The following is a 24,813-nucleotide window of genomic DNA, read 5'->3' as shown; positions in this document are numbered from 1 at the left end:
AAAGGAGAACATCATGAATCAATCTACGAACCCTTATGTCATGCTGCATGACGAGAAACGCTGTATCGGCTGTCAGGCATGTACGGTTGCCTGCAAAGTTCTGAATGATGTGCCAGAGGGATTTAGCCGTCTACAGGTGCAGATCCGTTCACCCGAACATGAACCCGAGGTGCTGTCCCACTTCCAGTTTGTTCGCGTTTCCTGTCAGCATTGTGAAGATGCGCCGTGTGTCAGCGTTTGTCCGACCGGTGCATCATTTCGCGACGAAAATGGCATTGTGCAAGTGGATAAGTCTCGCTGTATTGGCTGTGACTACTGCGTTGCCGCTTGTCCGTTCCATGTCCGTTATCTCAATCCGCAAACGGGAATTGCCGACAAATGTAACTTCTGCGCAGATACCCGACTCGAGAGCGGTCAATCGCCCGCCTGCGTTTCCGTTTGTCCGACGGATGCGCTGAAATTTGGTCGTCGTGACGATCCGGAAATTCAGCACTGGATAAATCAAAAAGAGGTTTATCGCCAGCAGGATACGCGTAGCGGTCCGGTGAGTGTTTATCGGCGTAAAGAGATCCATCAGGAGGGTAAAGCATGAATTCTATCTGGGGAGCAGAGCTTAACTATGCGCCGGACTACTGGCCGCTGTGGCTCATTTATGCAGGAGTTGTTGTTGTGCTGATGATTGCGGGCCTGGTTATGCACGCGCTGTTACGTCGGATGCTGGCACCCAAGACGGCAACCGGAGAAGAGCACCGGGATTACCTTTATTCTCTGGCAGTCCGCCGCTGGCACTGGGGTAATGCGCTGCTTTTTATCCTGCTTTTGCTGAGTGGCCTGTTTGGTCACTTCTCTGTCGGACCGGTGGCATTGATGGTGCAGGTACATACCTGGTGCGGTTTCGCCTTGTTGGCCTTCTGGGTTGGTTTTGTGCTAATCAACGCAACCAGCGGCAACGGTTGTCATTACCGGGTGAAGTTTAACGGGTTGATATCACGCTGCTTGTTGCAAACGCGCTTTTATCTGTATGGCATCATGAAGGGTGAACCACACCCGTTTGCCGCAACGGCAGAGAGTAAATTTAACCCGCTACAACAGCTGGCTTATCTGGCCATCATGTATGCGCTGATTCCGCTGCTAATCATCACCGGGTTGTTATGCCTCTACCCGCAGGTGGTAGGGGCTGGGCCTGTGATGCTGGTGCTGCATATGGTGTTGGCGATTGTCGGCTTACTGTTCATCTGTGCGCATATTTACCTGTGCACGCTGGGTGACACGCCGGGGCAAATTTTCCGCAGTATGATAGATGGCTATCATCGTCATCGTAGCCATCACGCAGAAACGGCACCGCGCAAAGGGTAACGCCAGACGCGGTCGATATCTGAAATCCTTTCCTTACAGCAAGAAAATGTGCCTTATGTCACATTTTCTTGCAATTTATCCATGTTTGTTCGCCAGAACTTCCGTAAAAAGAACGGCTATTTCTCCATTTCCTGAGGACATGCTGTTGAAACGCCGTTTGTTTATTGCCGCTTCACTATTTGCGATGAGTTTTTCGCCCGCGTACGCGACCGACGTCGCCAGTTTCGCTCCACAGCCTCCGGCAATTAATGCCGGTGCGTGGGTATTAATGGATTACACCACGGGCCAAATCCTGACAGCCGGAAATGAACACCAGCAGCGCAACCCTGCCAGCCTGACCAAGCTGATGACCGGCTATGTTGTCGATCGCGCAATCGACAGCAAGCGTATTAGTCCGACAGATATTGTCACCGTAGGACGAGATGCCTGGGCGAAAGATAATCCGGTATTCGTCGGTTCATCCTTAATGTTCCTGAAAGAAGGGGATCGCGTTTCTGTGCGTGACCTGAGTCGCGGGCTAATTGTTGATTCCGGTAATGATGCCTGCGTGGCGCTGGCGGATTACATCGCCGGAGGGCAGCCGCAGTTTGTCGCGATGATGAACAACTATGTGCAAAAGCTGAACCTGCGGGACACGCATTTTGAAACGGTACATGGTCTGGATGCGCCAGGTCAGCATAGCTCAGCTTACGATCTGGCCGTGCTGTCGAGAGCTATCATCCATGGAGAGCCGGATTTCTACCATATGTACAGTGAAAAAAGCCTTACCTGGAACGGAATCACGCAGCAAAACCGTAACGGTTTGTTGTGGGATAAAACTATGAACGTCGATGGTCTGAAGACAGGACATACCTCCGGCGCTGGATTCAACCTGATTGCTTCTGCCGTTGATGGGCAGCGCCGCCTGATTGCAGTTGTGATGGGGGCGGAGAGTGCGAAAGGGCGTGAAGACCAGGCGCGAAAACTGCTGCAATGGGGACAACAGAACTTCGATACCGTGCAGGTATTACGTAGCGGTAAGCAGGTTGGTATTGAACGGATCTGGTACGGCGATAAAGAAAAAATTAGCCTTGGCACAGAGCAGGATTTCTGGATGGCCCTGCCTAAAGCCGAAGTCGCTAATATCAAGGCAAAATATGTTCTTGATAAGAAAGAACTGGTTGCCCCCATTGCTGCCCATCAACGTGTGGGGGAAATTGAACTCTACGATCGGGATAAACTGGTGGCGCACTGGCCTCTGGTTACGCTGGAGTCTGTCAACGAAGGCGGTGTCTTCTCGCGTTTGAGCGATTACTTCCACCACAAAGCGTAGTTTTTCCTGATGTGCCTGACTGGCAAGAGTGCGAATCTGCTCACATAATAATCACTGATTCCTTGTGGCCGTCATACCTAAAAATTACACTGTATATAAATACAGTGTAATAACGGAGGTTATATGGAGTACGAGATAAAGCAGGTTGAGAAACGCATAATTGCCGGTTTCCATATGGTTGGACCGTGGGAACAAACGGTAAAGCAGGGTTTCGAGCAGTTAATGATGTGGGTCGACGGTAAGCAGATCGTACCGCTGGAATGGATAGCCGTTTATTACGACAATCCTGACGTTGTTCCGGCGGAAAAACTGCGTTGTGATACCGTGGTGTCTGTGCCTGAAGGTTTTGAGATCCCAGAAAACAGCGAAGGGGTGATCCAGACCGAACTGGCGGGGGGCGACTATGCTATCGCCGTTGCGCGCGTTGAAAATCATGACTTCGCGACGCCGTGGTATCAGTTCTTTGAGCGCCTGCTGCAGGATTCGACGTATGCGATAGCCGCTAAACCTTGCTTTGAAGTTTATATGAACAATGGCATGGAGGACGGCTACTGGGACATTGAAATGTACGTGCCGGTACAGTCGAAGTAACTGTTTTTGGTGTAAATCAGGATGAATGTCCTGGTCATCAGGGTGATGTTTTCACTCAAAAAACAGGTACAATTCTGTTCTTTGCAATTCCCTGACGGAGTGCATGAGTGCGTGCAGATAAGTCACTGAGTCCTTTTGAAATTCGTTTGTATCGTCATTATCGTGTGGTGCATGGTGTTCGCATTGCGCTGGCGTTTCTTTTTACTTTTCTGTTGGTTCGCCTGTTGAACATTCCTGAAGGTACATGGCCTCTGATTACGTTGGTGGTAATTATGGGGCCTATTTCCTTTTGGGGGAACGTTGTCCCCAGAGCGTTTGAGCGTATTGGCGGGACAATTCTGGGTTCGGTACTTGGGCTGGTGGCTCTTCGTCTGGAGCTCTTTTCACTTCCGCTAATGCTGATATGGTGCGCGGTAGCGATGTTTCTCTGCGGCTGGCTGGCACTGGGTAAAAAGCCGTATCAGGCGTTGCTGATTGGTATAACGCTTGCGGTCGTTGTGGGCGCCCCCGCTGGTGATATGAACACAGCGTTATGGCGCGGCGGCGATGTTATTCTGGGTTCATTACTGGCAATGCTGTTTACCGGTATCTGGCCGCAGCGGGCATTTATACACTGGCGAATTCAGTTGGCGCATTGCGTAACGGGGTACAATCGGGTGTATCAGGCTGCGCTATCTCCCAACCTGCTGGAGCAACCGCGACTGGAGAAGCATTTACAACAGCTTTTAAGTGATGTTGTCAAAATGCGTGGGCTCATCGTTCCTGCCAGCAAAGAAACCCGCATTCAAAAATCAATCTTTGAAGCTATTCAGACGGTTAATCGTAACCTGGTCTGCATGCTTGAGCTGCAAATCAATGCGCTCTGGGCCAGCCGTACAAGCCACTTTGTTATGTTGAATGCGCATACTTTGCGTGAAACACAGCTCAGGACACAACAGGCGCTACTGACGATAACCCACGCATTGTATGAAGGTAATCCACAACCGGTGCTTGCCAATACGGAAAAACTCAATGACACCGTGGTGGAGTTACGTCAGCTTATTGCTGAGCATAAGGGCGATAATGTCGCTGAAACGCCCATTCACGGCTACGTTTGGCTAAATATGGAAATGGCGCGACAGCTGGAGTTGCTCTCTCATTTGATCTGTCGCGCGCTGCGCAAATAAAGAGCAGATGAGGGGATTGGTTCTACTGCTGCTTCGATTCAGCAACGAATAGAGGTATGATACTAAAAAAGGCTAAAACCATTGGTAACTGCAATGGCTTTACCCTCGATAATTCAGGTTTCAACCATGCATGGTCGATGTAGATGCAACTTGAAGTATGGCGGGCATGAAAGTAATGTTGACCCACTTTAGCCGTTGTTTTAACGAATCCGAATCTCACATTATCAGGGGTGTAAAAATGGAAACTACCAAGCCTTCTTTCCAGGACGTGCTGGAATTTGTTCGTCTGTTCCGTCGTAAAAACAAACTGCAACGTGAAATCCAGGACGTTGAGAAAAAGATCCGTGACAACCAGAAACGTGTTCTGCTGCTGGACAACCTGAGCGACTACATCAAGCCTGGAATGAGCGTGGAAGCGATTCAGGGCATTATCGCCAGCATGAAAAGCGATTATGAAGATCGTGTTGATGATTACATCATCAAAAACGCTGAGATCTCTAAAGAGCGCCGCGACATCTCTAAAAAGCTGAAAGCGATGGGCGAAGTGAAAAACGGCGAAGCGAAAGCCGAGTAACGATTTTATGCTTGTCTGGGTCGCTGCTTAGCGGCGGCCCTTATTGCAGTTCGACTCCACCAGTTACCATCCGCAACAAATGCTGTTCCGGCCAGTGTTCCGTTAATTTTTTCTGCGTCAGCATCCATTTAATGTAGTCCACATCATGACGCTTTCTGTCGAGCATCAGACCGACTACGCTGCCACTGTGCGCAACGTTGACACCGTATAAATCACATTCTTCTACCAGCGCTAAAAGTGAATCAAAATTTGGTTTAGGTAACAGCAACTGGCTGGCGATCGCGCTCAGCGTGGCGGCTTCACCCATCCGATAAGGATTTTGACTGATACAGGCTTCCTGTACCTTTTCCCATGCGCGTTTCAGCGCTGGAGCGCCTGCCAGTAACCCTGACTGGCGTGGAGTACGGTGATAATCAGCAGTAAGCAAGGTTTCCGGACTTTCAAGAACCAGCAGATCGAGTTGAGGCTGGGCTTCACAAGCAATTTGCGTGGAGGCGTCGTTATGATCGAACAGCGTAAGCTGGCGGAAAACGGTGCTGTCGGTAGGTTCCAGCGAAACGCAAAGCTGCGCCAGAGTAGATTCGTCTAGCTGATGACCCAGATACTGCGCCGTGGCGATTGCCGTGGCGGCGATATCCGCTGTGCTGCTGGCCATCCCTTTAGCGACAGGAATGGTTGATTGGACATCAATTCGAATATCCTGACTCATTTGTGCCGGGTATTGCCAGTGCAGCAATAACCTCTCAACCATCGCCCGCGAAAGCGGACGTTCATCTGTCAGCGGTGAACCTGAAGTGACCTCAACGGTGCTATACCATTCAACCGGGCAGGAGACCAATTTCTCACTGCCCAGAATCCAGCCCTGGATAAGTTCTCCGCACGATGCGGGACATTGCGCAACAGCCACGTCTTCACCTATGTGATCAGCAATCTTCGGCGCATAGTGTCATGGCGATCGCGCTATTACCATGATTTGCCGCAATTTGCGGTGCGGCAGTATTATGCAGGAATGCCCAATGTCACAGTTTCAGATATCGCTAAACGCATAACGTCTTGCGCAATCATCAGCTCTTCATTGGTATTAATCACCGCCACTTTGACCATCGCATTTTCAGTCTGAATGAAGGTGGCATTACGCTGATTTTTTTCCTCATCAACGGCCAACCCCAGGAAATTCAGATTACGACAAATCGCAGCGCGCGCCCGTGCGGAGTTTTCGCCAATACCACCGGTAAACACCAGGGCATCCAGACCGCCCATCTGCATAATATAGCTACCAATGGTGGCACGAATGCGCTCAGCAAAAAGCGTCAACGCCAGCGCCGCCTGGTGATTGCCCATATCTGCGGCATGTTCAACGTCGCGGTAGTCAGGTGAGATGCCAGAAACACCGAGCAATCCGGACTCATTGTTGAGCAATTGGTTGAGCTGCTGCGGTGTTTTGCCTTCTCGCAGGGCAATCCACGGTAAAATGGACGGATCGATATCGCCACTTCGCGTGCCCATCATCACGCCAGACTGCGGCGTAAAGCCCATTGACGTATTCACCGATTGTCCGCCTTTGATGGCGCAGATGCTGCTGCCGTTGCCCAGATGACAACAAACAACGCGCAGGGCGCTGAGTGGTACACCCAGTTTTTCAGCAAGCTGTGAGCTAACGTATTTGTGGCTGGTACCATGAAAACCATAGCGACGAATACCCAACTCTGCATAGTAACGCCAGGGCAGGGGATAGATGAAAGAAGGCTCATCAAGCGTTTGATGAAAGGCGGTGTCGAACACCGCAACGGCTGGTGTTTTGGGCAATAGCTGGCGGAATACCGCGATCCCCAACGCATTTACCGGGTTATGCAGAGGGGCCAGTTCCGCGAGTCGCTCGATTTCTGCCAGCGTTTCATCAGTTACCAGCGCGGAGTCTTTAAAGGATTCTCCGCCGTGCGCGACGCGATGACCCACGCCGTCGATCTCTTCCAGACTGTTGATAATGTGGTGGTTGAGCAGTTTTTCCAGGAGCAACGTTACGGCTTCACGATGATCGGCTACGGGCAAAGCCTCCTGCCATTTCTGCGCTGGCGTTTTTAGGGTGACCTGCGCATCAGACAAACCGATACGTTCAATCAACCCCTGACAGATCATTTCACCCTGCGGCATCGCCAGTAGTTGAAATTTAAGCGAGGAACTACCTGCATTAATGGCCATTATTTTGTGAGACATGAAGGTTCCTTTGCATTCAGAAAAATGAACATCTCATCGACCCCAGTATTCTCCAGCGCGCTGGTGACAAATACTTTTTGCGCACCAGCCTGAACTAACCAACTCTCCACAAGAGAAATACGCTGCGGATTGGCTAAATCGGCTTTGGTAACGAGGCCAATAACGGGTCGGTTCATTGGTCCGGTAAAACCGGGAGAAAATGGTGACCACGGCGCGTCAGCATTGAGTACCAGCGCAATAATGTCTGCTTCACAGGCGCTGGCCAGCAGCGCACTGTACAGGCAGCGGTTCTCAAGATATTCACCCGGTGTGTCTATTGTCGTAGGAGACCAGACTATGGCCTGGGTCTTCTGATAGTGAAGCGCTTCTCCCCGCATGCACTGCGTGAGCGATGTTTTACCGCACTGGCTGGGGCCAATTAGCATGATACGTTTCATGAGATTACGTCCGGGTGATGGGACACGCGGTAAAACGCATCATTTCGCCCAGCGTTCGGGTTACCTGTTTCAGCGCGTACTCAACGGCGGAAACATCACCCGTCAGTACCACCGCACCGGTAAACCGGTCGAGAAAACCAATCTCTACCGCCCCTGATTTCGTGGCGATATCACAGGCGATGATTGAGGCTTCGCTGGGGGTAATGGTCAGAATACCGATTGCGGAAACCGCATCTGGTAATCCCAGCTTCTTGAACAAATCTTTACCTGGATTAGCAATAAGATGCGCCAGCGTGACCTGTTTGCCAGGTACATATTCCTGAATCATTCGATCCGTGGTGGGTTGTCTTTCCATTATCCCTCCACCATTTGTCGCCACATGCTTTCATGCGGGCGGGGTATGACAGAGCGGTAAACCAGCAGGCCTTTTTCACCCGCGCTTTCACTGGCAACCGTCACTGCGTTATTCACATCGGATACATCGCCAGCAACGACCATGTAGCACTTGCCGCCAATACCAAATGCCATATGGACACGTACCAGCGTGACGTTGGAGGCTTTAACCGCCCGGTCGGCGGCGCAGATGCAGGCAGCAACGCTCCATGTTTCGACAATACCAACAGCCTGACGCTTATCCACGCTGTTTAGTCCGCTGATTGCGGGGAGTACGCTGGCATGAATGTTGGGGAGTACCAGACTGTCAACGAGCATATCGCCAGCAAGAGATGTTCCAGTGGCAATCGCCTGTTGTACGGCACCTACGTCACCACCGAGCATGAGTAGAAATTTTCCCGGGCAGATGGTCTTGCTGACCAGTAAATTCACATTCGCGCTTTTTAACATGGCATCACCAGCTTCCATCCCTTTGGCAATGCTGGTGAGTTCTAAAATCCCTATAGCCTGAGACATGATTAACCTCTAATTACCGTGATAGATTGCTCAGTGATTTCGCTGACAATACCGTCAATGCTGGCGTGAACAGGCGCGCCTAATGCACCGGACGGCACATCGGCAACGCATTGACCGCGAACAACGCGTTCGCCTTGTTCTACACATGGGATGGCGCTGGCACCAATATGCTGGCGTAACAACAGCGTCGTTTTATCTGTGGAATAATCAGTCTCAGCCAGTGGCGCATCGTGATACCAGTCGCTAAGACCCAGTTTGGTAATAAGGCGCTTAACCGGGATCAACCGGTATTTCGCCATTTCATCCTCAGGATTTAGCGGCCCTTCATAACGATGGTTGAGCGCCCGCAGCTCGCGTTTCAGCATACGGTTGATGCGCATCGGTGAAATCCCAACCGGGCAGGCTACGCTTTCACACACGTTGCATTCTGAACAGGTCAGGGCCGTGAGCAGCAGCTGCGGTGTGGCCGCCTGCTGATAATTAACCGCACGAACCAACAGGTGCGGGGATAATTCATGGCCGATCAAATGCCTTGGGCACAAATCCGTACACAAACGGCACTGCTCGCAAACGGTTTTTGCTACAGAAAGCACGGTGCGTTCATCCTGCATCCGCCGCTGAATCAACGCATGAGACTTAGGCAAAACCAGCAGGCCCCCGGTGGTCTTGCTTACGGGGGTATCCAGTGAAGTAATCAGGCCGCCCATCATCGGACCACCGTTAATAAAACCGGGATCGTCAACGGTTGCACCACCGGCCAGCGCCAGAACGTCACGTAAAGACATTCCGATAGGGACAGTGAGTGTGATGGGACTGGCGACTGCGCCGTTAATAGTCAGGGTACGACGCGTCACGGGGTACTGCTGCTCAACTGCTCTGGCGATGTTGAGCACGGTCTGGACGTTATTGACCACTACACCGACGCTGACTGGCAGCGCGGCAGGCGGAACTCTCCGACCTGTTGCCATCCAGATGGTCAGAACCTCGTCACCAGCCGGGTAGACATCAGGCAAAATATGTAAGCGGATCCCGGCAGGTAGAAGGGGCGTTAATGCATTGATAGCCTTTTGGTATTTCTCTTTGAGCGCAATAATTCCGGCACTGGCTCCGGTCGCCGTCATGGCATATTGAACGCCGCGGATAAGTCGCTCAGCCTGGACGGCCATCAACTGCTGGTCAACTTTCAGCATTGGCTCACATTCAGCCGCATTGACCAGAAAGGTATCGACCTGCGCCTGTAATTTTACGTGAGCAGGAAAGCCTGCGCCTCCGGCTCCGACAACACCCGCTGCGCGAACGCGTTCGCGAATGGTTTGTGCATCATAAAGCGTGGACTCTGCCGTCATGGCTGTCTTCATAATAATTCCTCAAGCAGTTCCTGCATGGCACTGGCATCGGCAACACGAGGATTGGTTTGCAGCGTGACGTCAGCCAGCGCGGCCTGAACCATCGACGGGATACGTTGTGACCAGGCTTGCTTTCCGTCTTTAAGCGCGTCAACGAAAGAAGGTAACGCACACTGTTTTTTGAGAAGCTCAATTTGATGAATGAGCGCATTCAGCGCAGCCGTATCGTTCGCATTATCCGGGCATAAATGGCAGGCTTTAGCAAAACGGGCATAGCGCTTCGCAGCTCGCGGATCGCGGGCATTAAAATAAATGACATGGGTCAGCAGCAGCGCATTGGCAAGTCCATGCGGCAGATGAAACTGACCACCCAATTGATGGGCAATCGCATGATTGATCCCCAGTCCAGCCTGACTAAATGCCATTCCCGCGAGCGTTGATGCATTGTGCATTTTCCCCCTGGTTGCCAGACAGTCGCCTTTGCTGACGGCGACAGGCAGGTACTGGAAGACAATTTGAGCCGCTTTTTCAGCCAGTGCGTCTGTGAAGTCGCTGGCCTTCGTGGACACGTAAGCCTCCAGTGCATGCGTTAACACGTCCATGCCGGTATTCGCGGTGATGGCAGGTGGTACGCTGACAACCAACGTTGGATCAAGGATGGCCATGTCCGGGTAAAGTGCATTATTAAACAATGGATATTTAATGCCTTTATCCGGATCGCTAATCACGCAGGCACTGGTTACCTCGGAGCCTGTGCCGCTGGTGGTGGGAATTGCGACACAGGTTTCAATTTCAATACCGAACTGTCGGCTGAACCAGACGATGGCTTTTGCGGCGTCCAGTGCTGAGCCGCCACCAAAACCCATCACGACGTCCGGTCGCAGGGACTGCATTTGTGCAATCCCTTGTACTACCGTACCGATGGTGGGATCGGGGGTGATATCGCTGAAAATGCTGATGCGGTTATCCGCTGGCAGAGCGTTGCGCAGCTTTTCAATCAGGGGAGAACGCGCGAGAAAACCATCGCAGATAATCCAGATATGCTTATTCGTGAAACGCTTGAGCACATCCAGACTTCCCTGGCCGCTGTACAATCGAGTTTGCAGTGAAAAGCTATTCATAACGGCCCCATTAGCGAATAGAAAAACCGTTTGTCAGCACGCAACGACGAGAGCGTGCGAAAGTGCGTGCAGATGTTGTTCCTTCACCGGTTGGCGTCGCAATAGTGAAGGTTGTAAAACCTTCACCACCAACGCCGATCCCGGCGTAAGAGGGGCCATTTTTCACAAAGATGGAGGTCTGAAGCGTGCGTGCGGCAAGGTTCAAACGTGACACATTTTGCGAATGCATAATGGCGGTGTGATGCAATCCCTCTTCAACTTTCAGGGCCAACGTTAATGCACTGTCAAAATCGCTCACCGTTACGACGGGGAGCATTGGCATCAATTGCTCGCTGGTAACCCACGGGTCGTCAGCCTTGACGATGCCTGTCAGTAATCGAGGTGCTTTTGCCGGAACCGGTATTCCTGCTGCTTCCAGTAAGGTTGCCGGGCTTTTACCCACCAGTTTTTTATTGGCTATGCCTTCTGGTAGACAGACAGCGCGCAGTTTGTCTACCTCTTCGCTATTGAGAAGCATCGCACCAAAAGACTGCATCTGTTGAACCAGTCGTTCGGCAACGGCATCAACAACAATCAGGCTCTTCTCAGCAATGCAGGGGAGGTTGTAATCAAAGGATGCGCCATTGATGATATCTTCTGCCGCCTTAACCAGGTCGGCCGTTTCATCAACAATGCAGGGTGGATTTCCTGCGCCTGCGCCGATGACTTTTTTCCCGCTTTTCATGCCCATAGCAACAATACCTGGGCCACCGGTAATCGCCAGAACTGCGATTTTAGGATGCGCCATCATCTGCTGGGTAGCCTCAAAAGTGGGTTCTGTGACCGTGACGACAAGATTACGAATTCCGCAGCAACGGAAAGCAATATCTTCAATCATGGCAATCAGCTTGAGTGAAACCTTTTTAGCACCCGGATGCGGACTGAAGTAAACGCTATTCCCTGCCGCCAGCATGCTGATGCTGTTGTTAATAATGGTCTCTGTCGGGTTTGTACTGGGGGCGACAGAACCAATCACGCCAAACGGTGAATACTCGAATAACACCATGCCGCCGTCGCCGGTTAACGCCGTGGTGGTGAGATCTTCGATACCCGGGGTGTTGTCCAGCGCGGCTTTATTTTTAAGGAACTTATCCTCTTTGTTGCCCATTCCTGTTTCAGCTGCGCTCTCAGCGGCCAGTGAAGCAAGATGAGGCGTCAGTTCTTCGCGTAGGGCGTTTATGATGGCGCTGCGGGTTTTCAATGGAGATTGCTGGTAACGCAGAAAAGCCTGATGCGCTGCATCGATAGCTTCGCCAACGGACGGAAAAATACCGTTACCCTGAACTTCTGCTTTTGCCGGGGCGAGTTGCTCACTCAAAATGTTACGAATAAGGGTTTCAAGTTCTGAAGTATTCATTGATGTGTTCTCACGTTAATCGCCGCAATGGCCGTTTCTGCAATGTCCATATCCTGTTCAACGCTTCCTCCGCTGATGCCAAGACCCCCGAGGAGTAAACCCTCACGCCATAATGCGTATCCGCCACCGAAGGTGACGACTTTTCCCTGCATATGGCTTTCCAGACCGTAAAGCGCAGCGCCGGGTTGCACTGCCGATGTCAGCTCATGTGTGGCGGTTTTCATCGCCACGGCAGTCCAGGCTTTTTTGGGTGCCAGTTCGCTACTCACGAGTAAAGCGTCAGGCATGCGCCAGGCCACCATTTGGGTCCCGTTCGCATCAACAATGCTTATGACGACCGGAACCTGAAGTTCTTCTGCTCTCGTCACCGCAGCGCGAGTGAGTTGGTGGAGCTCCTGAAAAGACAGAGACATAGTCGGCTCCTTTATGGCTGGTGCTTGAACGGCAGCGAGATAGCGCTCAGCCACTTTCTGAATGATGTCGTTTTGATGGGCGTCATGATCTTCTGCTCGTGCAAGCGCATATAAGCAGTCGGACAGGCGATTGATATAACGCATCAGCACGTGTCTGACGGATATCTCGGTGGAGAGCTCGACCAGTCGTCTCTCTGCGCGGCGTGCCAGCGTACGGGCAAAGTGCAGTCGGCTGGCGGCTTCGCTGCGGCCAGGTAGAATAAAGCTGCGCAGGGGCGGTACTCTTCCCATTGCGGTATCGATGGCAGCTTCCAGTGCCGCAATTTCTTCCGAGCTGATGTAGCGCTGCTCTGGCGTTGGTTCTTCGCTTTCGCTTGCCAGTTCGGCGCTGAACCAAAAAAGCTGCAGCTGGATATTCTCAAGTAACTGCCGGTGCTGCGGGTTTTTCGCTGCACAAATGCACAGACTTAGCGCCGCATTCAGTTCGTCCAGCGTACCGTAGGCTTCCACGCGTGGATGCGTTTTGCTCACGCGCTGTCCGGTAAAGAGGGCTGTTGTTCCGGCATCACCAGTGCGGGTATAAATCGCCATAATTCCTCCTAACGAGAAAGCGTGTCGACAATGCCGACGATAGCCAGATCGATGGCCTCGTTAGGGCCAGAAAAAACGTGTCTGGCGCTGGATCCGCTGCTGAGTAATACCAGTTCACCGGTCCCTGCGCCGACAGAATCAACAGCGACTTCATCTCCACTCACAGGGGAGGCAGGAAGCTCTCCGTCAGCACTTACCCGACGTACCAGCAACAGTTTTTTTCCCACCAGTGATGGGGATTTTTGCGTGGAAACCACAACGCCTGTAACCCGGGCCAGATGCATAGCTCACTCCTGCTTAATTAGTTGGACATTCCGCAGACTGACTGCTTCCTGAGCCAGAGCCGTCACGACACACCGACGGCGCAACACCAGTACGCCATCCCTTAATTGGGCGACGTCGGCATAGCTGAGAAGCTTCTCAGGATGCAAAAAGATGATTCGTCCCCGTTCGTCATTGAACTCCAGCGGCAGACGTGCGAGTTTTTTCACGGGGATTGCGGGTAACAATCGGTGTTGTAGTGAAATTTTCACGCGGACTCCGCATGCCAGCGCGTCGTGAATCTTTCCCACCGACATGTTGGCTGGGCAGCCTTCGGCAATTTGCTCCAGTAATGGCAGATCCACTTGCTGGAGATGGAGCGACGAGTACTGGCAGCATACTGTCCGTGAATCGATTTCCCGTAACTGCGCGACGCTAAGAGTGAGCGTGCTTTCCGCGCGTTTTTTTAATCGGGAAACAACCTCCTCGATAATGCGTTGCAGCAGTTCGTTGTTCATCGTGAGGTCACCAGTGTGGCGAATGCCTGGGGATTATCAGCGCCTGCGGCATTGGCTTCGTCTGTATCGATATGCATTTCGAGGCGCATATCCGGCGAAACGCGTACGGCGACGTTATCGAAAATCAGTCGACGTTCATCGCCATTAATGGCGACCGAGACTTTATCACCATGGGAAACCCGCAGAATCAGAGCATCAAGCGGCGACATATGGATATGCCGTTGGGCGACGATCACCCCGGATGCTAAGTCCAGTTCAGCAAATGGGCTGACGAGACGAACACCGGGTGTGCCCTGAATATTGCCCGACATCCGCAGCGGAGCAGCAATTCCCAACGTGCGGGCGTCGGTACGAGAAATTTCGACCTGGCTGGTACTGCGCAGCGGGCCGAGTAAACGCACATTTTTTAACTGACCTTTTGGCCCCACCAGCGTGACAGTCTGCTCTGCTGCATATTGTCCCGGCTGCAGCAGCCCTTTTTTCTCACTAATGGGGTGATTGGGAAACAAGCGACCGTAATCTTCAGCGCACAGATGAATATGACGATTAGAGATCCCCAGCGGAATCGGGCGCTCGCGCATTTCATCCAGAACCTTAGCGACAGTGGTCTCCAGTTGCTGTTTATCCATTACGCTTCACCTCGTTTGCCAGAGTGAAGACAAAGCGTGCGCGGCTCGCCTTTTTGACGAGGGCAGGCAGGATCAAGACACAAATTGCAGCTAATCAACTCTGCATCTTGCGGTGCTTCGGGTACATCATGGTCTACAAATATCTCTTCATGCGGTACGGCTGGTATGGGTTCGGGCGTTGGCTCAGGCTCCAGGACAACGCTATGCGACAGGATCCCGTCCCCGGGTCTGGAAATGACTTTGTGAGCCACCAGTCCATCTCGCTGGTCAGCGAAACTGACACCGGTGGAAATGGCCGCCTGGACGGAGGCCACATCCCCGATTATCTTGATCACCGTCCAGCCTGAGCCGTTGGTTTTTTCGAGGCCCACCAGCGTGATGGAGGCGGCTTTCGCCATGACGTCCGCGCAACTGATGGCTAATGCCAGACCACTAACTTCAAGTAATCCCAGTGATTGCTTCACGCTGTGCTCCTTGGTTGCAACGACTTATGCGGATTTAGGTAAAATGGCTTCAACGTCGCTGTGCGGACGCGGGATAACGTGGCAGGATTTCACCTCACCAACGGCGCTTGCGGCTGCGCTTCCAGCATCTACGGCTGCTTTCACCGCGCCGACATCACCGCGAACCATAACGGTGATAAGGCCAGAGCCGATTTTTTCGTAACCAACCAACTGCACGTTTGCGGATTTCACCATGGCATCAGCGGCTTCAATAGCGCCGACAAGCCCTTTTGTTTCAACCAGTCCCAGTGCGTTATTCATACTGCTTTTCTCCTGTGGGTTATGAGTGGCATTCCCGGAACGGAATGCCTTTAACCAGCCGCGCAGCGTTGTTACCAATGCTGCGGCGATCGTGGCTATTTTGTTGATACGTCAGCGTAAAAAGTGGTGCTGACGTGGGTAAGTTTTTGTAGTGCACGACCAGTTTTTCACGGCTACAGCCAATACCGACCAGCAATGGAGACTGGCAGGCGGCCAACCATGCGTTGTGGATAACGTCAGCTGAGCTACTCTCCTGAATCACAAAGGGGATCCCTTCTTCTTCAATACCCAGCAGTACGTCATTCCAGACGTCAGCACAGTCAGCACTGGTGAAGATAACGATGGCTGGGGTGGTGAGATTACTTTCCATGAGCGAATGCCTTATGCCAGGAGAGAATCAGTCCTGTCGCAACCGCATTGCGCGGACCTTCGGTACCACGAATGTTGCCGCGCCCGGCAACCAGTCGATAATGCGCCAGAGCATCGGTGACCAGCTGTGGAACTTCAAAATCCAGAGATGAGCCGCCAACCAGCACCACAAAGGGAATATCCCGAATGTTCCCGGTCGGACTGACCTGACGTAGCGCTCTGAGTGCGTTAGTAACGAAAACGCGCTCCTTGGCGCTGCGACGAATGGCCCGTACTTTCTCCAGCGCCAGTTCACCAGGCAGTGGCACCAGTTCATCGGGTTTCACTACGCACACGCGCGCAAAAACCGTTGGTGGGAGTGGCGTAGGGAAGAACTGAACGCTACCGTCTTCGTGGCGAAGGTGGAACAAGCTCTCAACTTTCGCCAACGGATACTTTTTAATCTCTTCAGCGAGATAACGGTCATCCAGGCCCAGTTCACGGGCAATGATCATCGTGACCATATCGCCTGCGCCTGCCAGGTGCGTGGCAATAATTTCGCCCTTAGGATTGATGATAGAAGCGTCGGTTGAACCCGCGCCGAGATCCAGAATAGCCAGTGGTCGTGTTGTGCCCGGAGTTGTTAAGGCTCCCAGAATGGCAGCTTCGGCTTCGGCCCCGCCAACCTGGACGTCAATGTTGAGCTTTTGCGTGATCTCCTGGGCAATCATCGCCATTTGCAGGCGGTCTGATTTCACCATAGAGGCTATGCCGACAGCCTGTTCCAGCGAGAACTCACCGGCAAGTCCACCCGTCACGCTGACGGGAACCGAGGTATCGACCGCCAGCAGATCCTGAATAAAAATTTCATGACTGGGTTTGTTGGTTAATTCAGCCATCGTCTGGCGCACATGCTCCAGCATGCCGCCAATATTGGTGCCAGCTTCTCCGGTCACGTTATCCAGTTTTGGGCATTCACCAACCGCTTTCATAATCGCTTCGGCGCCCGCGGCAACGTCGACCCGTACGGTACGACCCTGAGACTGTAGCTCCAGATTTCCGGCAGGAATCGCTCGCGCTTTCACATCACCTGACGGCGTTTTCACCACCACGGCTGAACGGTTGCCGATCAGCGCCCGTGCCATCGGAACAATGTTTTTAGTCTCATCGGCATTGAGGCCAAAGACAGTTGCAATGCCGTAGGGGTTGGAAAGGGTTTCAATGACCTTTCCTGGTACAGCGACCTCAATGGCAGCCAGCATCCCCAACGGGATACGGTCGATATGAAGGACTTCATCGACGATGGGCAGGGGGTGAGTCAGACGATTGCTGACCAACACGCCATCGTCCTGCTGCAAAATAACGCCAGTCAACTGGTATCCGGCACGGACGGAGGCATTAATCATCGTAGCGACATCGGCGAAATCAAATGCCGATGACACCACCAAAATATAGGGCGTATCCGCCGGGCGACTGAGAAGGTCTTCCGGCGTAATAGTGACGCCCACGCCTAACCCGACGCCGCCCGGTGTTTTAGGGTTATGGCCGATCATGGTGGATTCAGTGATGATGGTTTCGGTTATTGTTTCCATCGCCACGTCGCCAATGACCGGGGTGGCTTCGTTAATACGGATGAGCGAAATATCGCTGACATTGATACCGGCGTTTTTTGCCGCCAGCGTAAGGGCCTCCTGAATGCCAAACACATTACGTAATGTGCCCTTAATTCCGGTGGTTTCTGCCAGCGCGCTGCCGGTGATGCTCAGCACGCCAGACTCATCCAGAGTAGCCAGAGCGACTTCCGTTGATGAGTTGCCTATGTCAATGCCAGCTATATATCGCATGATCCTGTCCCTGAGTTAGTCGTCGCCTTTGAGTTTTTTACGCTCAACGTACAGCGCTGCCGCTTCACGAACGAAAGCTGCACAGATTTTTGCCTGATAACGATTTTCGAGATCGTCGGCGATAGCCATCAGCTCATCTTTTGTTGAGCGGTACGGGCGCAGCGCGTTGTAGATCTCAAGAATGCGATCGTCAGGAACAGCGGTTAGCTCAGCTGCGCGCTCGAAGTTCATCGCCAGCCTGTCACGTCCGGCATCTTTGGCGATTTCCGCCTGCAGGCGCAGTGTTTCAGGGGTGATGCGCATGTCCTGCGCGGTCACTTTGTTGCTCAGAACATTTTCAAGCGTGAAGTCGTCCAGCGTTTTGTTGGTCGCAGTTTTTACCCACTCAGGATGTTTATTCGCGAGAGGGTAATCCGTGACTTTCGCGGTATGTGCTGATGAACTCGCCGCGGGCGGAGTCGCAGACTCGCCTTGCAGGCTGTTCATCCGGCTCAACACATCCCGAACCATCGATTCAATTGCGTCGGTATTCATGGAGGTATCCTTTATCAAAGCGCCACGCGCAGTTCCTGCGGGTTTTTGCCTGTCACAACGTATTTGGTCTCTTTAATGTGCAGAATGGCTGATTTCGCCTGGTACTTAGGACGGGCCATCTGGTCATTCAGAGTAGGGACCGGTTGCGGAGATTCACGCTTGGCATAACGCGCGGCGTTTTTACCGATCTGACGATAGGTTTCCAGCGTCAGAAGCGGTGCCTGAGGGAACAGCTCCAGGTTTGAAAGCGGCGGTAACCCCTGCTGGTGGATAACCGTGGTACCTTTTGACTGGATGCCGATAGAGATCCCGGAACCGCTCAGACGGTTCCCCTCAACGGCGACAAACGCCACATCGGAGGATTTAAAGCAGCGGATAACGCGCGCTTTAATGCCTTCTTCTTCAATACCGGCAATCACTTCGCGCAAGATATTCTTATGCGGGATACCTACGATATTGACGGTTTGCGAGAGCCCGAACGCCGGCCCTACGGCAATAATCACTTCGTCCTTTTGCTGGCCTTGTTTGGCCTCACCAATCTCGGTCAGAAAGCTGTCTCCCTGTGTCGCCGCAGCCTGAGGTGCGCTTGCCGCTGTAGATGCGCGGAAAGAGACGGGTTTGTCGCTGGTCTGCATTTCAGACAACACATCTTCAATTATCTGGCGCAGTAGTTTTTCATTAATTTCCATTTTTCACCCCTTAGCCAAGCTCGTTGGGATCAAGTGCGCCAGGGATGTTTTTGATTTCTTCCCAGCGTTTGCCCTGCAGGCGATAACCTGTTGCCGGACCGGCATAGTCGTTAACATCATTGACGGCGGATAGCACCTGTCCGTCGCCAACGATAATGGCGGAGGTATGCAGGTAATCCCCGGTTAACTTGGCTTTCTGGATGTTGAGCATGTCCTGAGCGACATCGGTAAATCCGCCCTGAGCAAGGGCTTTCACCACTTCCAGACCGTTACGGTTTTTATTGATGATCTCTTGTGCAAACTTGATGTCTTCAACGATGTTACGTTCCGGCATATCTTTCGAACCGTGGGCGTAGGTCGCAGCTTCCACTTCTTCATCAGTGATTGGTGGTAATCCCATCCCGGCAAAGACGGCCTGCAGCGCACGTGCCGCTTTGTTACGAATGGCGATAACGTCTTCTTCGCGAACCGGGCGCAGACCGCCGTCTACTTTCAGGTCACGCTGGAGAACGTTGTAGTCGTCAAAATCTTCAGCATCTTCGTTCGAACCCGCAAACATGTTGTCGTAGTTCGGCACCGCGGAATAACCAGAAGAAATGAAGTCAGTACCCGGCAGGAACTGCATCAGCAGACGAGCAGTACGACGCATATCCGAGTGGGTAAAGGTTTGGTCGTTGCTGGAGGCGCATTCCAGATCCAGAGAGGAACAGATCAGGTTTTCAGCCAACACTGCACGAATGCCTGACGGCACGGCGGAAGGGACACCGATGCAGCTTACTGAACCGTTTTGCAGGCCCTGTACGCCCGCAGCTTTGGTGATGTAAATGCAGCGGGCTTCCAGATAAAGCATCGATTTGCCTTCGGCGTAACCCATCTGAACTTCTGAGCCAGAGCCGGAGGTAAAGCGCATTTTCAGACCACGGGAAGCATAGGACGAGGCGAGGAAGCCTTTCGACCATGGCGTGTCATCGCCGTCGGTAAAGACGGGTTCAGTACCATAGACGGAGATGGTTTCCGCGTAGCAGGTGTGGCCTAGCATGCCGAGTTTAAGTTCGGTAGCTTCTTCCAGCGAGCACTGGGTTAATACGCCCGGGCGTCCAACCTGTGAGCCGACTAACAGCGCAATGGCGTTAAATGGCGCATAACGCGCAACGGCAACGGTTGTTTCCTGTTCGTCAAACCCGCGCCATGCGCCTTCAGCGGCATCAGCGGCAATCTGCACCGGGTTATCTTTGACGTTTGTGACGTGCGCTTGTTGAGAGGGTGTACGACGAGCGCGCATTTTCTGCATCGCCATCATCATCTCAACGACGTTCATATGGGACACCACTTCGACAATTTTTGCCGGCGTCATTGCGGTGGTCAGCGGCACTATGTCTTTGCGCTTTACGTTAGGGTCGCAAAGCATATTGGCCAGTTTGACCGAGTCCATCGCCATGACCTCTTCAGCGCGCGCCAGGTTAATGCCATAGCGGGCAATGAAATGGTCGATTAAGTCAAATTCACTGGCGGATTTACCGTCCAGTTCAGTGACTGTACCGTTGACGATTTTAATCGACGGTTTGGGGTCGTTCGGGCTTTCCATCGCAATGAAGCCTTCTTCGATCCACTCCTTAACGAAACCATCCTGATTCACAGGGCGCTTCGCCAGTGCTTCAAATCTTTTCGATCTCATGAATCAGCCTCACTGATATCAGATGTAGGACGGACGATCGTTTTTCGGCTCTGAGCCGAGGGTCCCGAGTACGGTTTTACCGATTTCACGGGCGGAGATAACGGCCTGACGAACAGCGCCAGAGTCACCCGAAATAACCAGAATGGCTTCGTTACTGAAGCTGGTGCCATGGGCAGGGGAGCTGTAGGCCACAACTTCCACGTTGGCGGATTTCAGGGCCGTATCGGCCATCAGGACACCAACGGATGCCGGCGCGCCGACGATAACGCCACAGGCACGGCCAATCGGTGCGCCAAAGGCTTTTTCCAGCGCGTAGCTGGCGCGTGCGGTGTACTGCATTTCGATGTGACCGGCTTCGTTGGCATAAACATCGCCAAAGGTGCGATCCAGTTCTTTCAGTGCGACTTCAATGCCGCGTTTCACGTCGGAAACATCGTTGCCGCCAAGAATAATCAGCGAACCATGACCTGCGCCGCCTTTGGTATCACGTGGTAACTCAATACTGACGACTTCAGTATTGGTGGCTTTTACCGCTTCATCGGCGGCCATGATGTGCGGGCCTGCGCCAGTACGGGCGCCAAGGATGCCAATGGAGCGATACCGTTTTTCAAGTTTCATCGCGTCCAGTAGGGCGCTGTCTACGTTGGCGATTACCAGACCGACGGTGTCGCCAATCGCGGTACCGACAAACTCCGTTAAACTGCAGCTTTTCTCTGCCATAGCCGTTTCTCGTGTTGGAGGATTATTTTCAGGGATAGCCTGCTGTTCCGGCGTTGCCACGCGAGCAATCACCTGCGCCATGATCTGTTCAACCAGCTCATTGCTGCTCATTAGCTAATTCCCTTCGGTAAGATTTTTTCTACATCGGTATGCGGGCGTGGGATGACGTGTACGGCTTTCACTTCTCCCACATTACGGGCTGCGGCGGCACCTGCATCTGTTGCTGCTTTGACTGCGCCGACATCGCCACGGACAATGACTGTTACCAGCCCCGAACCAATTTTTTCGTAGCCGACCAGCATTACATTGGCTGACTTCACCATTGCATCTGCGGCCTCTATGGCTGCAGTTAAGCCTTTGGTTTCTACCATTCCTAACGCTTCTTGTTGCATAAAGACCTCGCCTGGGTTGTCCCGATTTTCATGACTATAAAAAGAAGCGAGGAAAAAGAATGGCTGAGTTGAAAGTAAGAGTGAAAAAATAGTGGGGTTATGGTGAGATAAAATTGCCATATATCATTATAACAATTTGTTTTTGTTTGTTATTTCTATTTATTGTAATGTGACTATTTGGTTATGTTAATTCCATATTTACACTTTTCCGAGTGACAGTTTAAATATCATTTGCTATGCGAGAAAAATGAAATTGTGATGATCATTTGAAAATGGAATTCTGCTGTTCGCAATATTTTATTATTTTGAAAATGTACTTTTAATAGGGTAAATCCTCGTTTTACCGCCTGCTTTAATAAAGGTGATAGCAAGAATTTGCTATCACAACACGATTTTTAAGGGCATGTCGCTTGCAGATTGCCAACAATTTGCCGATACAGATTTTTATAGTAAGCCTTGAAGTAATCTTCCTGCCAGCAAGGAGTCCGCTGGTAAAGACACGAACTCTGCTTAGAAGGTGTCACAATGAACGATTCACTAAGAGCGCAATGTATTGCTGAGTTTTTGGGTACCGGACTATTTTTGTTTTTTGGTATTGGGTGCCTGAGCGCCCTGAAGGTTGCGGGTGCCAGTTTGGGATTGTGGGAGATCTGCATCATATGGGGCTTGGGGATCTCGCTTGCAGTTTACCTGACAGCCGGGATTTCTGGGGCCCATCTCAACCCCGCTATTACCATCGCACTTTGGTTGTTTGCCTGTTTTCCGGGTCGTAAGGTACTACCTTATTCTGTCGCTCAGATAGCGGGGGCCTTTGGTGGCGCTATGCTGGCCTATTTGTTGTACGGCAGCTTATTTATTGAGTATGAATCAGCCCATCAAATGGTACGCGGTAGTCTGGAAAGCCTGCAACTTGCCAGCATTTTTAGTACGTATCCTGCCGCCGCACTGAGTGTCTGGCAGGCCGCACTGGTCGAAGTGGTGATTACCTCCATTCTGATGGGGATGATTATGGCGCTAACGGATGACGGTAACGGTGTTCCCAAAGGCCCGTTAGCACCACTGCTGATTGGTATTCTGGTTGCTGTTATCGGCGCATCAACCGGTCCACTTACCGGCTTTGCGATGAACCCGGCACGTGACTTTGGTCCTAAATTGTTTGCCTGGATGGCCGGGTGGGGTGATGTTGCGATGACCGGGGGGCGCGATATCCCTTATTTCATCGTGCCGATTGTGGCACCCATCATCGGCGCCTGTGCGGGCGCAGCAATTTATCGTTATTTTATTGGCAAAAATTTACCGTGTAATTCGTGTAAGTTGGAGGAAAACGAGAGCTAGCTTCACGAAAGATGTTTATTATTGAAAGGTAAAAACTGTTTTCGTGATCCGGTTTCCTGAACGGCTTAAAAAGTCTCCCAACAATGGGAGACTTTTGTTATGTTCAATGCTGACTTTCATCAGAGCGCTGGATCGCGAGATGAAAATGAATGTGTGAATAATATGTTTTATTTATAACAATAAATTAACTGAGAGGTTTTATCATGATTTCTGCGAGTGCCCTGAACTCAGAACTCATTAATAAAATCGCACAGGATTTTGCACAGGCCACCAGTCTGGCTGTTGTGGTTGTCAATATTCACGGTGATGAAATTTCTGAGCTTTTTAATTTCACTCCTTTTTGCCAGTTGATGCGCCAGCATCCTCAGCATAGTACGCGTTGTCGTATGAGCGACCGCTGTGGAGGGTTGGAAGCCTCTAAATCCGATCAACCCTGCATTTATCGCTGCCATGCCGGGCTTACCGATTTCTCAATTCCGCTGGTCATCGCGGGACACCTGGTAGGGTTCGTGCTTTGTGGACAAGTACGCTTAAGTAACGATGTAGGCCTCGTTGATATTCTGAACGTCGATGACCGCTGGCAAGCCGATCCAGAGCTGGTAAACGAGTTCCGTAATGTACCTGAAATGGACTATTCTCGCGTCATTGCTTCAGCGGATTTACTCAAGCTCATCGTCGAAAATTGCCTTAAGAAACAACTTAATTTTGTTGTTATCAAAGATAACCCGCAGCAGTCAGAGCCGGTACGCGCTAACCGTAGTACCAACCCTCATGACAGTAAAATGAAAAAAGCCCTGCGCTATATTGATGCACATTTATCAGACGATCTACGTCTGGAAGATGTTGCCTCTCATGTTTTCCTTAGCCCGTACTATTTCAGCAAATTGTTCAAAAAATATCAGGGTATTGGTTTTAACGCATGGGTAAACCAGCAAAGAATGGCCAGTGCCAAAGAGCTGCTTTGTCACAGTGACTGGAGCATAGCCAGCATTGCGCGTAATTTAGGCTTTTCGCAAACAAGTTATTTTTGCAAAGTTTTCCGCCAGACCTATCAGGTTACGCCGCAGGCATTTCGCCAGCAAATAAATGTCATTTCACGTGGTGAATCCGCTTAAATAGCAATATTTTGCTATTGCCGATTTTTGATATCGGGCGCTATGTTAGTCATTATAAAATGAAATGTGACAACAGCAGTCAATAAATTGTCATAGCGCAACAAAATAATGGTATTAGAGGGATAAACTGCACCAGTTTTTATTTTTGTGATGAGATACAGTGTCTGTGTGAATGACTTTCTTTATTCTTAGCTGATACTTTCATTCAAAAAGTGAACGTATGAATAAGTGGGTTAAGGCCAGAAAATTGGCTGAATGAACTCGGAAAGATATTAAATTGAATTATTGTCATGAGGTCGTGAATTTACCTCATAACAGAGAGCTTAATTAACCAGGCTCTTGAACTGACAGGTTTGCCACATTTGTGGTAGGGAAGGGGGTGAGAATCCCCCGCAGCCCCCGCTGCTGTGATGCTGACGACCCCGTATGGACCACTGATCGCAAGATTGGGAAGGACGGGTGAGGATGACGCTAAGCCAGAAGACCTGCCTGTCAGTGACTACCAACAACTTCGGTGGGAAGTGGGTGGTTCAGATGCATACAGTCGAGAGACTGGGTATCTC

29 protein-coding genes and 1 riboswitch are annotated in these 24,813 nt (G+C 51.6%); of the genes, 8 read left to right on the top strand and 21 right to left on the bottom strand.

All coding sequences use genetic code 11. The features are described 5' to 3' along the window. The first annotated feature begins 13 nt into the window (after positions 1-13). From phsB to OGY13_RS17735, 6 genes are all read left to right on the top strand, one after another. Positions 14-592, top strand: a complete 579-nt coding sequence (gene phsB / locus OGY13_RS17760) for a thiosulfate reductase electron transport protein PhsB (protein ID WP_003834185.1) — start codon at positions 14-16, stop codon at positions 590-592. Next, the gene (phsC, locus tag OGY13_RS17755; protein ID WP_213752967.1) at positions 589-1,356 is read left to right on the top strand and encodes a thiosulfate reductase cytochrome B subunit; all 768 of its coding nucleotides are present in this window, start codon (positions 589-591) and stop codon (positions 1,354-1,356) included. Before phsB ends, phsC begins: the two co-directional genes overlap by 4 nt. Positions 1,357-1,495: 139 nt before the next feature. Continuing rightward, positions 1,496-2,668, top strand: a complete 1,173-nt coding sequence (dacD, locus tag OGY13_RS17750; RefSeq protein WP_032941959.1) for a serine-type D-Ala-D-Ala carboxypeptidase DacD — start codon at positions 1,496-1,498, stop codon at positions 2,666-2,668. Between the two features lie 123 nt (positions 2,669-2,791). Beyond that, entirely contained in the window at positions 2,792-3,259 is a 468-nt protein-coding gene (gene sbmC / locus OGY13_RS17745; protein WP_008785156.1) for a DNA gyrase inhibitor SbmC, read from the top strand. 107 nt (positions 3,260-3,366) lie between these two features. Then, complete coding sequence (locus OGY13_RS17740) at positions 3,367-4,425, top strand: FUSC family protein (protein ID WP_008785155.1); 1,059 nt, start codon at positions 3,367-3,369, stop codon at positions 4,423-4,425. A gap of 238 nt (positions 4,426-4,663) precedes the next feature. Continuing rightward, a complete protein-coding gene (locus tag OGY13_RS17735; protein ID WP_003834176.1) occupies positions 4,664-4,999 on the top strand; it encodes a DUF496 family protein in 336 nt (111 codons plus the stop codon). A 40-nt stretch (positions 5,000-5,039) separates the two neighbouring features. Here OGY13_RS17735 and OGY13_RS17730 read toward each other — a convergent pair whose 3' ends face one another. The 21 genes from OGY13_RS17730 to pduA all read right to left on the bottom strand — a co-directional run bounded on the left by OGY13_RS17730 (position 5,040) and on the right by pduA (position 21,800). Beyond that, positions 5,040-5,906: a GHMP family kinase ATP-binding protein gene (locus OGY13_RS17730; protein ID WP_003834174.1), complete on the bottom strand. Its 867-nt coding sequence runs from the start codon at positions 5,904-5,906 to the stop codon at positions 5,040-5,042. 92 nt (positions 5,907-5,998) lie between these two features. Next, positions 5,999-7,213: an acetate/propionate family kinase gene (locus OGY13_RS17725; RefSeq protein WP_213752966.1), complete on the bottom strand. Its 1,215-nt coding sequence runs from the start codon at positions 7,211-7,213 to the stop codon at positions 5,999-6,001. Then, positions 7,198-7,650 (bottom strand): propanediol utilization protein PduV, encoded by a 453-nt coding sequence (pduV, locus tag OGY13_RS17720; protein WP_008785152.1) that lies wholly within the window; start codon positions 7,648-7,650, stop codon positions 7,198-7,200. The genes OGY13_RS17725 and pduV overlap by 16 nt, the downstream gene beginning before the upstream one ends. A 4-nt stretch (positions 7,651-7,654) precedes the next feature. Beyond that, positions 7,655-8,005 (bottom strand): propanediol utilization microcompartment protein PduU, encoded by a 351-nt coding sequence (gene pduU / locus OGY13_RS17715; protein ID WP_008785151.1) that lies wholly within the window; start codon positions 8,003-8,005, stop codon positions 7,655-7,657. Beyond that, positions 8,005-8,559, bottom strand: coding sequence for a propanediol utilization microcompartment protein PduT (gene pduT, locus OGY13_RS17710; RefSeq protein WP_003030201.1), 555 nt, complete (start codon positions 8,557-8,559; stop codon positions 8,005-8,007). The genes pduU and pduT overlap by 1 nt, the downstream gene beginning before the upstream one ends. A gap of 2 nt (positions 8,560-8,561) precedes the next feature. Beyond that, a complete protein-coding gene (gene pduS / locus OGY13_RS17705; protein WP_186413220.1) occupies positions 8,562-9,917 on the bottom strand; it encodes a cobalamin reductase PduS in 1,356 nt (451 codons plus the stop codon). Beyond that, positions 9,914-11,026 (bottom strand): 1-propanol dehydrogenase PduQ, encoded by a 1,113-nt coding sequence (locus OGY13_RS17700; RefSeq protein ID WP_213752965.1) that lies wholly within the window; start codon positions 11,024-11,026, stop codon positions 9,914-9,916. The genes pduS and OGY13_RS17700 overlap by 4 nt, the downstream gene beginning before the upstream one ends. 10 nt (positions 11,027-11,036) lie before the next feature. Further along, positions 11,037-12,422: a CoA-acylating propionaldehyde dehydrogenase PduP gene (pduP, locus tag OGY13_RS17695; protein ID WP_186413222.1), complete on the bottom strand. Its 1,386-nt coding sequence runs from the start codon at positions 12,420-12,422 to the stop codon at positions 11,037-11,039. Further along, entirely contained in the window at positions 12,419-13,426 is a 1,008-nt protein-coding gene (gene pduO / locus OGY13_RS17690; RefSeq protein ID WP_079935272.1) for a two-domain cob(I)yrinic acid a,c-diamide adenosyltransferase PduO, read from the bottom strand. Before pduO ends, pduP begins: the two co-directional genes overlap by 4 nt. Positions 13,427-13,434: 8 nt before the next feature. Further along, positions 13,435-13,710, bottom strand: a complete 276-nt coding sequence (locus tag OGY13_RS17685; RefSeq protein ID WP_003030211.1) for a EutN/CcmL family microcompartment protein — start codon at positions 13,708-13,710, stop codon at positions 13,435-13,437. Between the two features lie 3 nt (positions 13,711-13,713). Then, on the bottom strand, positions 13,714-14,205 hold the full coding sequence (gene pduM / locus OGY13_RS17680; RefSeq protein ID WP_008785146.1) for a microcompartment protein PduM: 492 nt from the start codon (positions 14,203-14,205) through the stop codon (positions 13,714-13,716). Further along, positions 14,202-14,834 (bottom strand): phosphate propanoyltransferase, encoded by a 633-nt coding sequence (locus OGY13_RS17675; protein ID WP_008785145.1) that lies wholly within the window; start codon positions 14,832-14,834, stop codon positions 14,202-14,204. The genes pduM and OGY13_RS17675 overlap by 4 nt, the downstream gene beginning before the upstream one ends. After that, complete coding sequence (locus tag OGY13_RS17670; protein WP_032943897.1) at positions 14,834-15,298, bottom strand: BMC domain-containing protein; 465 nt, start codon at positions 15,296-15,298, stop codon at positions 14,834-14,836. Before OGY13_RS17670 ends, OGY13_RS17675 begins: the two co-directional genes overlap by 1 nt. A gap of 24 nt (positions 15,299-15,322) precedes the next feature. Next, positions 15,323-15,598: a propanediol utilization microcompartment protein PduJ gene (gene pduJ, locus OGY13_RS17665; protein WP_001057752.1), complete on the bottom strand. Its 276-nt coding sequence runs from the start codon at positions 15,596-15,598 to the stop codon at positions 15,323-15,325. A gap of 19 nt (positions 15,599-15,617) precedes the next feature. Further along, a complete protein-coding gene (locus OGY13_RS17660) occupies positions 15,618-15,968 on the bottom strand; it encodes a glycerol dehydratase reactivase beta/small subunit family protein (RefSeq protein ID WP_208744136.1) in 351 nt (116 codons plus the stop codon). Next, positions 15,958-17,790 (bottom strand): diol dehydratase reactivase subunit alpha, encoded by a 1,833-nt coding sequence (locus OGY13_RS17655; RefSeq protein ID WP_003839013.1) that lies wholly within the window; start codon positions 17,788-17,790, stop codon positions 15,958-15,960. The genes OGY13_RS17660 and OGY13_RS17655 overlap by 11 nt, the downstream gene beginning before the upstream one ends. A 15-nt stretch (positions 17,791-17,805) precedes the next feature. Beyond that, the gene (gene pduE, locus OGY13_RS17650; RefSeq protein ID WP_003030243.1) at positions 17,806-18,324 is read right to left on the bottom strand and encodes a propanediol dehydratase small subunit PduE; all 519 of its coding nucleotides are present in this window, start codon (positions 18,322-18,324) and stop codon (positions 17,806-17,808) included. 14 nt (positions 18,325-18,338) lie between these two features. Further along, positions 18,339-19,013, bottom strand: a complete 675-nt coding sequence (pduD, locus tag OGY13_RS17645) for a propanediol dehydratase medium subunit PduD (protein WP_213752964.1) — start codon at positions 19,011-19,013, stop codon at positions 18,339-18,341. A gap of 10 nt (positions 19,014-19,023) precedes the next feature. Next, a complete protein-coding gene (gene pduC, locus OGY13_RS17640) occupies positions 19,024-20,688 on the bottom strand; it encodes a propanediol dehydratase large subunit PduC (protein WP_213752963.1) in 1,665 nt (554 codons plus the stop codon). Between the two features lie 18 nt (positions 20,689-20,706). Then, positions 20,707-21,519, bottom strand: coding sequence for a propanediol utilization microcompartment protein PduB (gene pduB, locus OGY13_RS17635; RefSeq protein WP_003834129.1), 813 nt, complete (start codon positions 21,517-21,519; stop codon positions 20,707-20,709). Then, entirely contained in the window at positions 21,519-21,800 is a 282-nt protein-coding gene (gene pduA / locus OGY13_RS17630) for a propanediol utilization microcompartment protein PduA (RefSeq protein ID WP_003030255.1), read from the bottom strand. The genes pduB and pduA overlap by 1 nt, the downstream gene beginning before the upstream one ends. Before the next feature lie 525 nt (positions 21,801-22,325). Between pduA and pduF the strand changes: the two genes are divergently transcribed. Together pduF and pocR are read left to right on the top strand one after the other, a co-directional pair. After that, positions 22,326-23,135 carry a propanediol diffusion facilitator PduF gene (pduF, locus tag OGY13_RS17625; RefSeq protein ID WP_003030258.1) on the top strand — a complete coding sequence of 270 codons (810 nt, stop codon included), beginning with the start codon at positions 22,326-22,328 and terminating at the stop codon, positions 23,133-23,135. A gap of 203 nt (positions 23,136-23,338) precedes the next feature. Then, positions 23,339-24,250, top strand: a complete 912-nt coding sequence (pocR, locus tag OGY13_RS17620; RefSeq protein ID WP_003834122.1) for a transcriptional regulator PocR — start codon at positions 23,339-23,341, stop codon at positions 24,248-24,250. Positions 24,251-24,582: 332 nt separating this feature from the next. Then, a riboswitch (cobalamin riboswitch) is annotated at positions 24,583-24,757 on the top strand. Positions 24,758-24,813: the final 56 nt, after the last annotated feature.

It is taken from the genome of Citrobacter sp. Cpo045, assembly GCF_030332875.1.
In the GTDB taxonomy this organism is placed as follows: domain Bacteria; phylum Pseudomonadota; class Gammaproteobacteria; order Enterobacterales; family Enterobacteriaceae; genus Citrobacter; species Citrobacter portucalensis.
Note: the sequence above shows the minus strand (reverse complement) of the source record. Positions and strands in the feature narration are given on the sequence as shown.

Bases quoted from the DNA above. Each gene is read 5' to 3' on its own strand.
- phsB (WP_003834185.1), top strand. From the start codon at position 14: ATGAATCAATCTACGAACCCTTATGTCATGCTGCATGACGAGAAACGC.
- phsC (WP_213752967.1), top strand. From the start codon at position 589: ATGAATTCTATCTGGGGAGCAGAGCTTAACTATGCGCCGGACTACTGG.
- dacD (WP_032941959.1), top strand. From the start codon at position 1,496: ATGCTGTTGAAACGCCGTTTGTTTATTGCCGCTTCACTATTTGCGATG.
- sbmC (WP_008785156.1), top strand. From the start codon at position 2,792: ATGGAGTACGAGATAAAGCAGGTTGAGAAACGCATAATTGCCGGTTTC.
- OGY13_RS17735 (WP_003834176.1), top strand. From the start codon at position 4,664: ATGGAAACTACCAAGCCTTCTTTCCAGGACGTGCTGGAATTTGTTCGT.
- OGY13_RS17725 (WP_213752966.1), bottom strand. From the start codon at position 7,213: ATGTCTCACAAAATAATGGCCATTAATGCAGGTAGTTCCTCGCTTAAA.
- pduV (WP_008785152.1), bottom strand. From the start codon at position 7,650: ATGAAACGTATCATGCTAATTGGCCCCAGCCAGTGCGGTAAAACATCG.
- pduU (WP_008785151.1), bottom strand. From the start codon at position 8,005: ATGGAAAGACAACCCACCACGGATCGAATGATTCAGGAATATGTACCT.
- pduT (WP_003030201.1), bottom strand. From the start codon at position 8,559: ATGTCTCAGGCTATAGGGATTTTAGAACTCACCAGCATTGCCAAAGGG.
- pduS (WP_186413220.1), bottom strand. From the start codon at position 9,917: ATGAAGACAGCCATGACGGCAGAGTCCACGCTTTATGATGCACAAACC.
- OGY13_RS17700 (WP_213752965.1), bottom strand. From the start codon at position 11,026: ATGAATAGCTTTTCACTGCAAACTCGATTGTACAGCGGCCAGGGAAGT.
- pduP (WP_186413222.1), bottom strand. From the start codon at position 12,422: ATGAATACTTCAGAACTTGAAACCCTTATTCGTAACATTTTGAGTGAG.
- pduO (WP_079935272.1), bottom strand. From the start codon at position 13,426: ATGGCGATTTATACCCGCACTGGTGATGCCGGAACAACAGCCCTCTTT.
- OGY13_RS17685 (WP_003030211.1), bottom strand. From the start codon at position 13,710: ATGCATCTGGCCCGGGTTACAGGCGTTGTGGTTTCCACGCAAAAATCC.
- pduM (WP_008785146.1), bottom strand. From the start codon at position 14,205: ATGAACAACGAACTGCTGCAACGCATTATCGAGGAGGTTGTTTCCCGA.
- OGY13_RS17675 (WP_008785145.1), bottom strand. From the start codon at position 14,834: ATGGATAAACAGCAACTGGAGACCACTGTCGCTAAGGTTCTGGATGAA.
- pduJ (WP_001057752.1), bottom strand. From the start codon at position 15,598: ATGAATAACGCACTGGGACTGGTTGAAACAAAAGGGCTTGTCGGCGCT.
- OGY13_RS17660 (WP_208744136.1), bottom strand. From the start codon at position 15,968: ATGGAAAGTAATCTCACCACCCCAGCCATCGTTATCTTCACCAGTGCT.
- OGY13_RS17655 (WP_003839013.1), bottom strand. From the start codon at position 17,790: ATGCGATATATAGCTGGCATTGACATAGGCAACTCATCAACGGAAGTC.
- pduE (WP_003030243.1), bottom strand. From the start codon at position 18,324: ATGAATACCGACGCAATTGAATCGATGGTTCGGGATGTGTTGAGCCGG.
- pduD (WP_213752964.1), bottom strand. From the start codon at position 19,013: ATGGAAATTAATGAAAAACTACTGCGCCAGATAATTGAAGATGTGTTG.
- pduC (WP_213752963.1), bottom strand. From the start codon at position 20,688: ATGAGATCGAAAAGATTTGAAGCACTGGCGAAGCGCCCTGTGAATCAG.
- pduB (WP_003834129.1), bottom strand. From the start codon at position 21,519: ATGAGCAGCAATGAGCTGGTTGAACAGATCATGGCGCAGGTGATTGCT.
- pduA (WP_003030255.1), bottom strand. From the start codon at position 21,800: ATGCAACAAGAAGCGTTAGGAATGGTAGAAACCAAAGGCTTAACTGCA.
- pduF (WP_003030258.1), top strand. From the start codon at position 22,326: ATGAACGATTCACTAAGAGCGCAATGTATTGCTGAGTTTTTGGGTACC.
- pocR (WP_003834122.1), top strand. From the start codon at position 23,339: ATGATTTCTGCGAGTGCCCTGAACTCAGAACTCATTAATAAAATCGCA.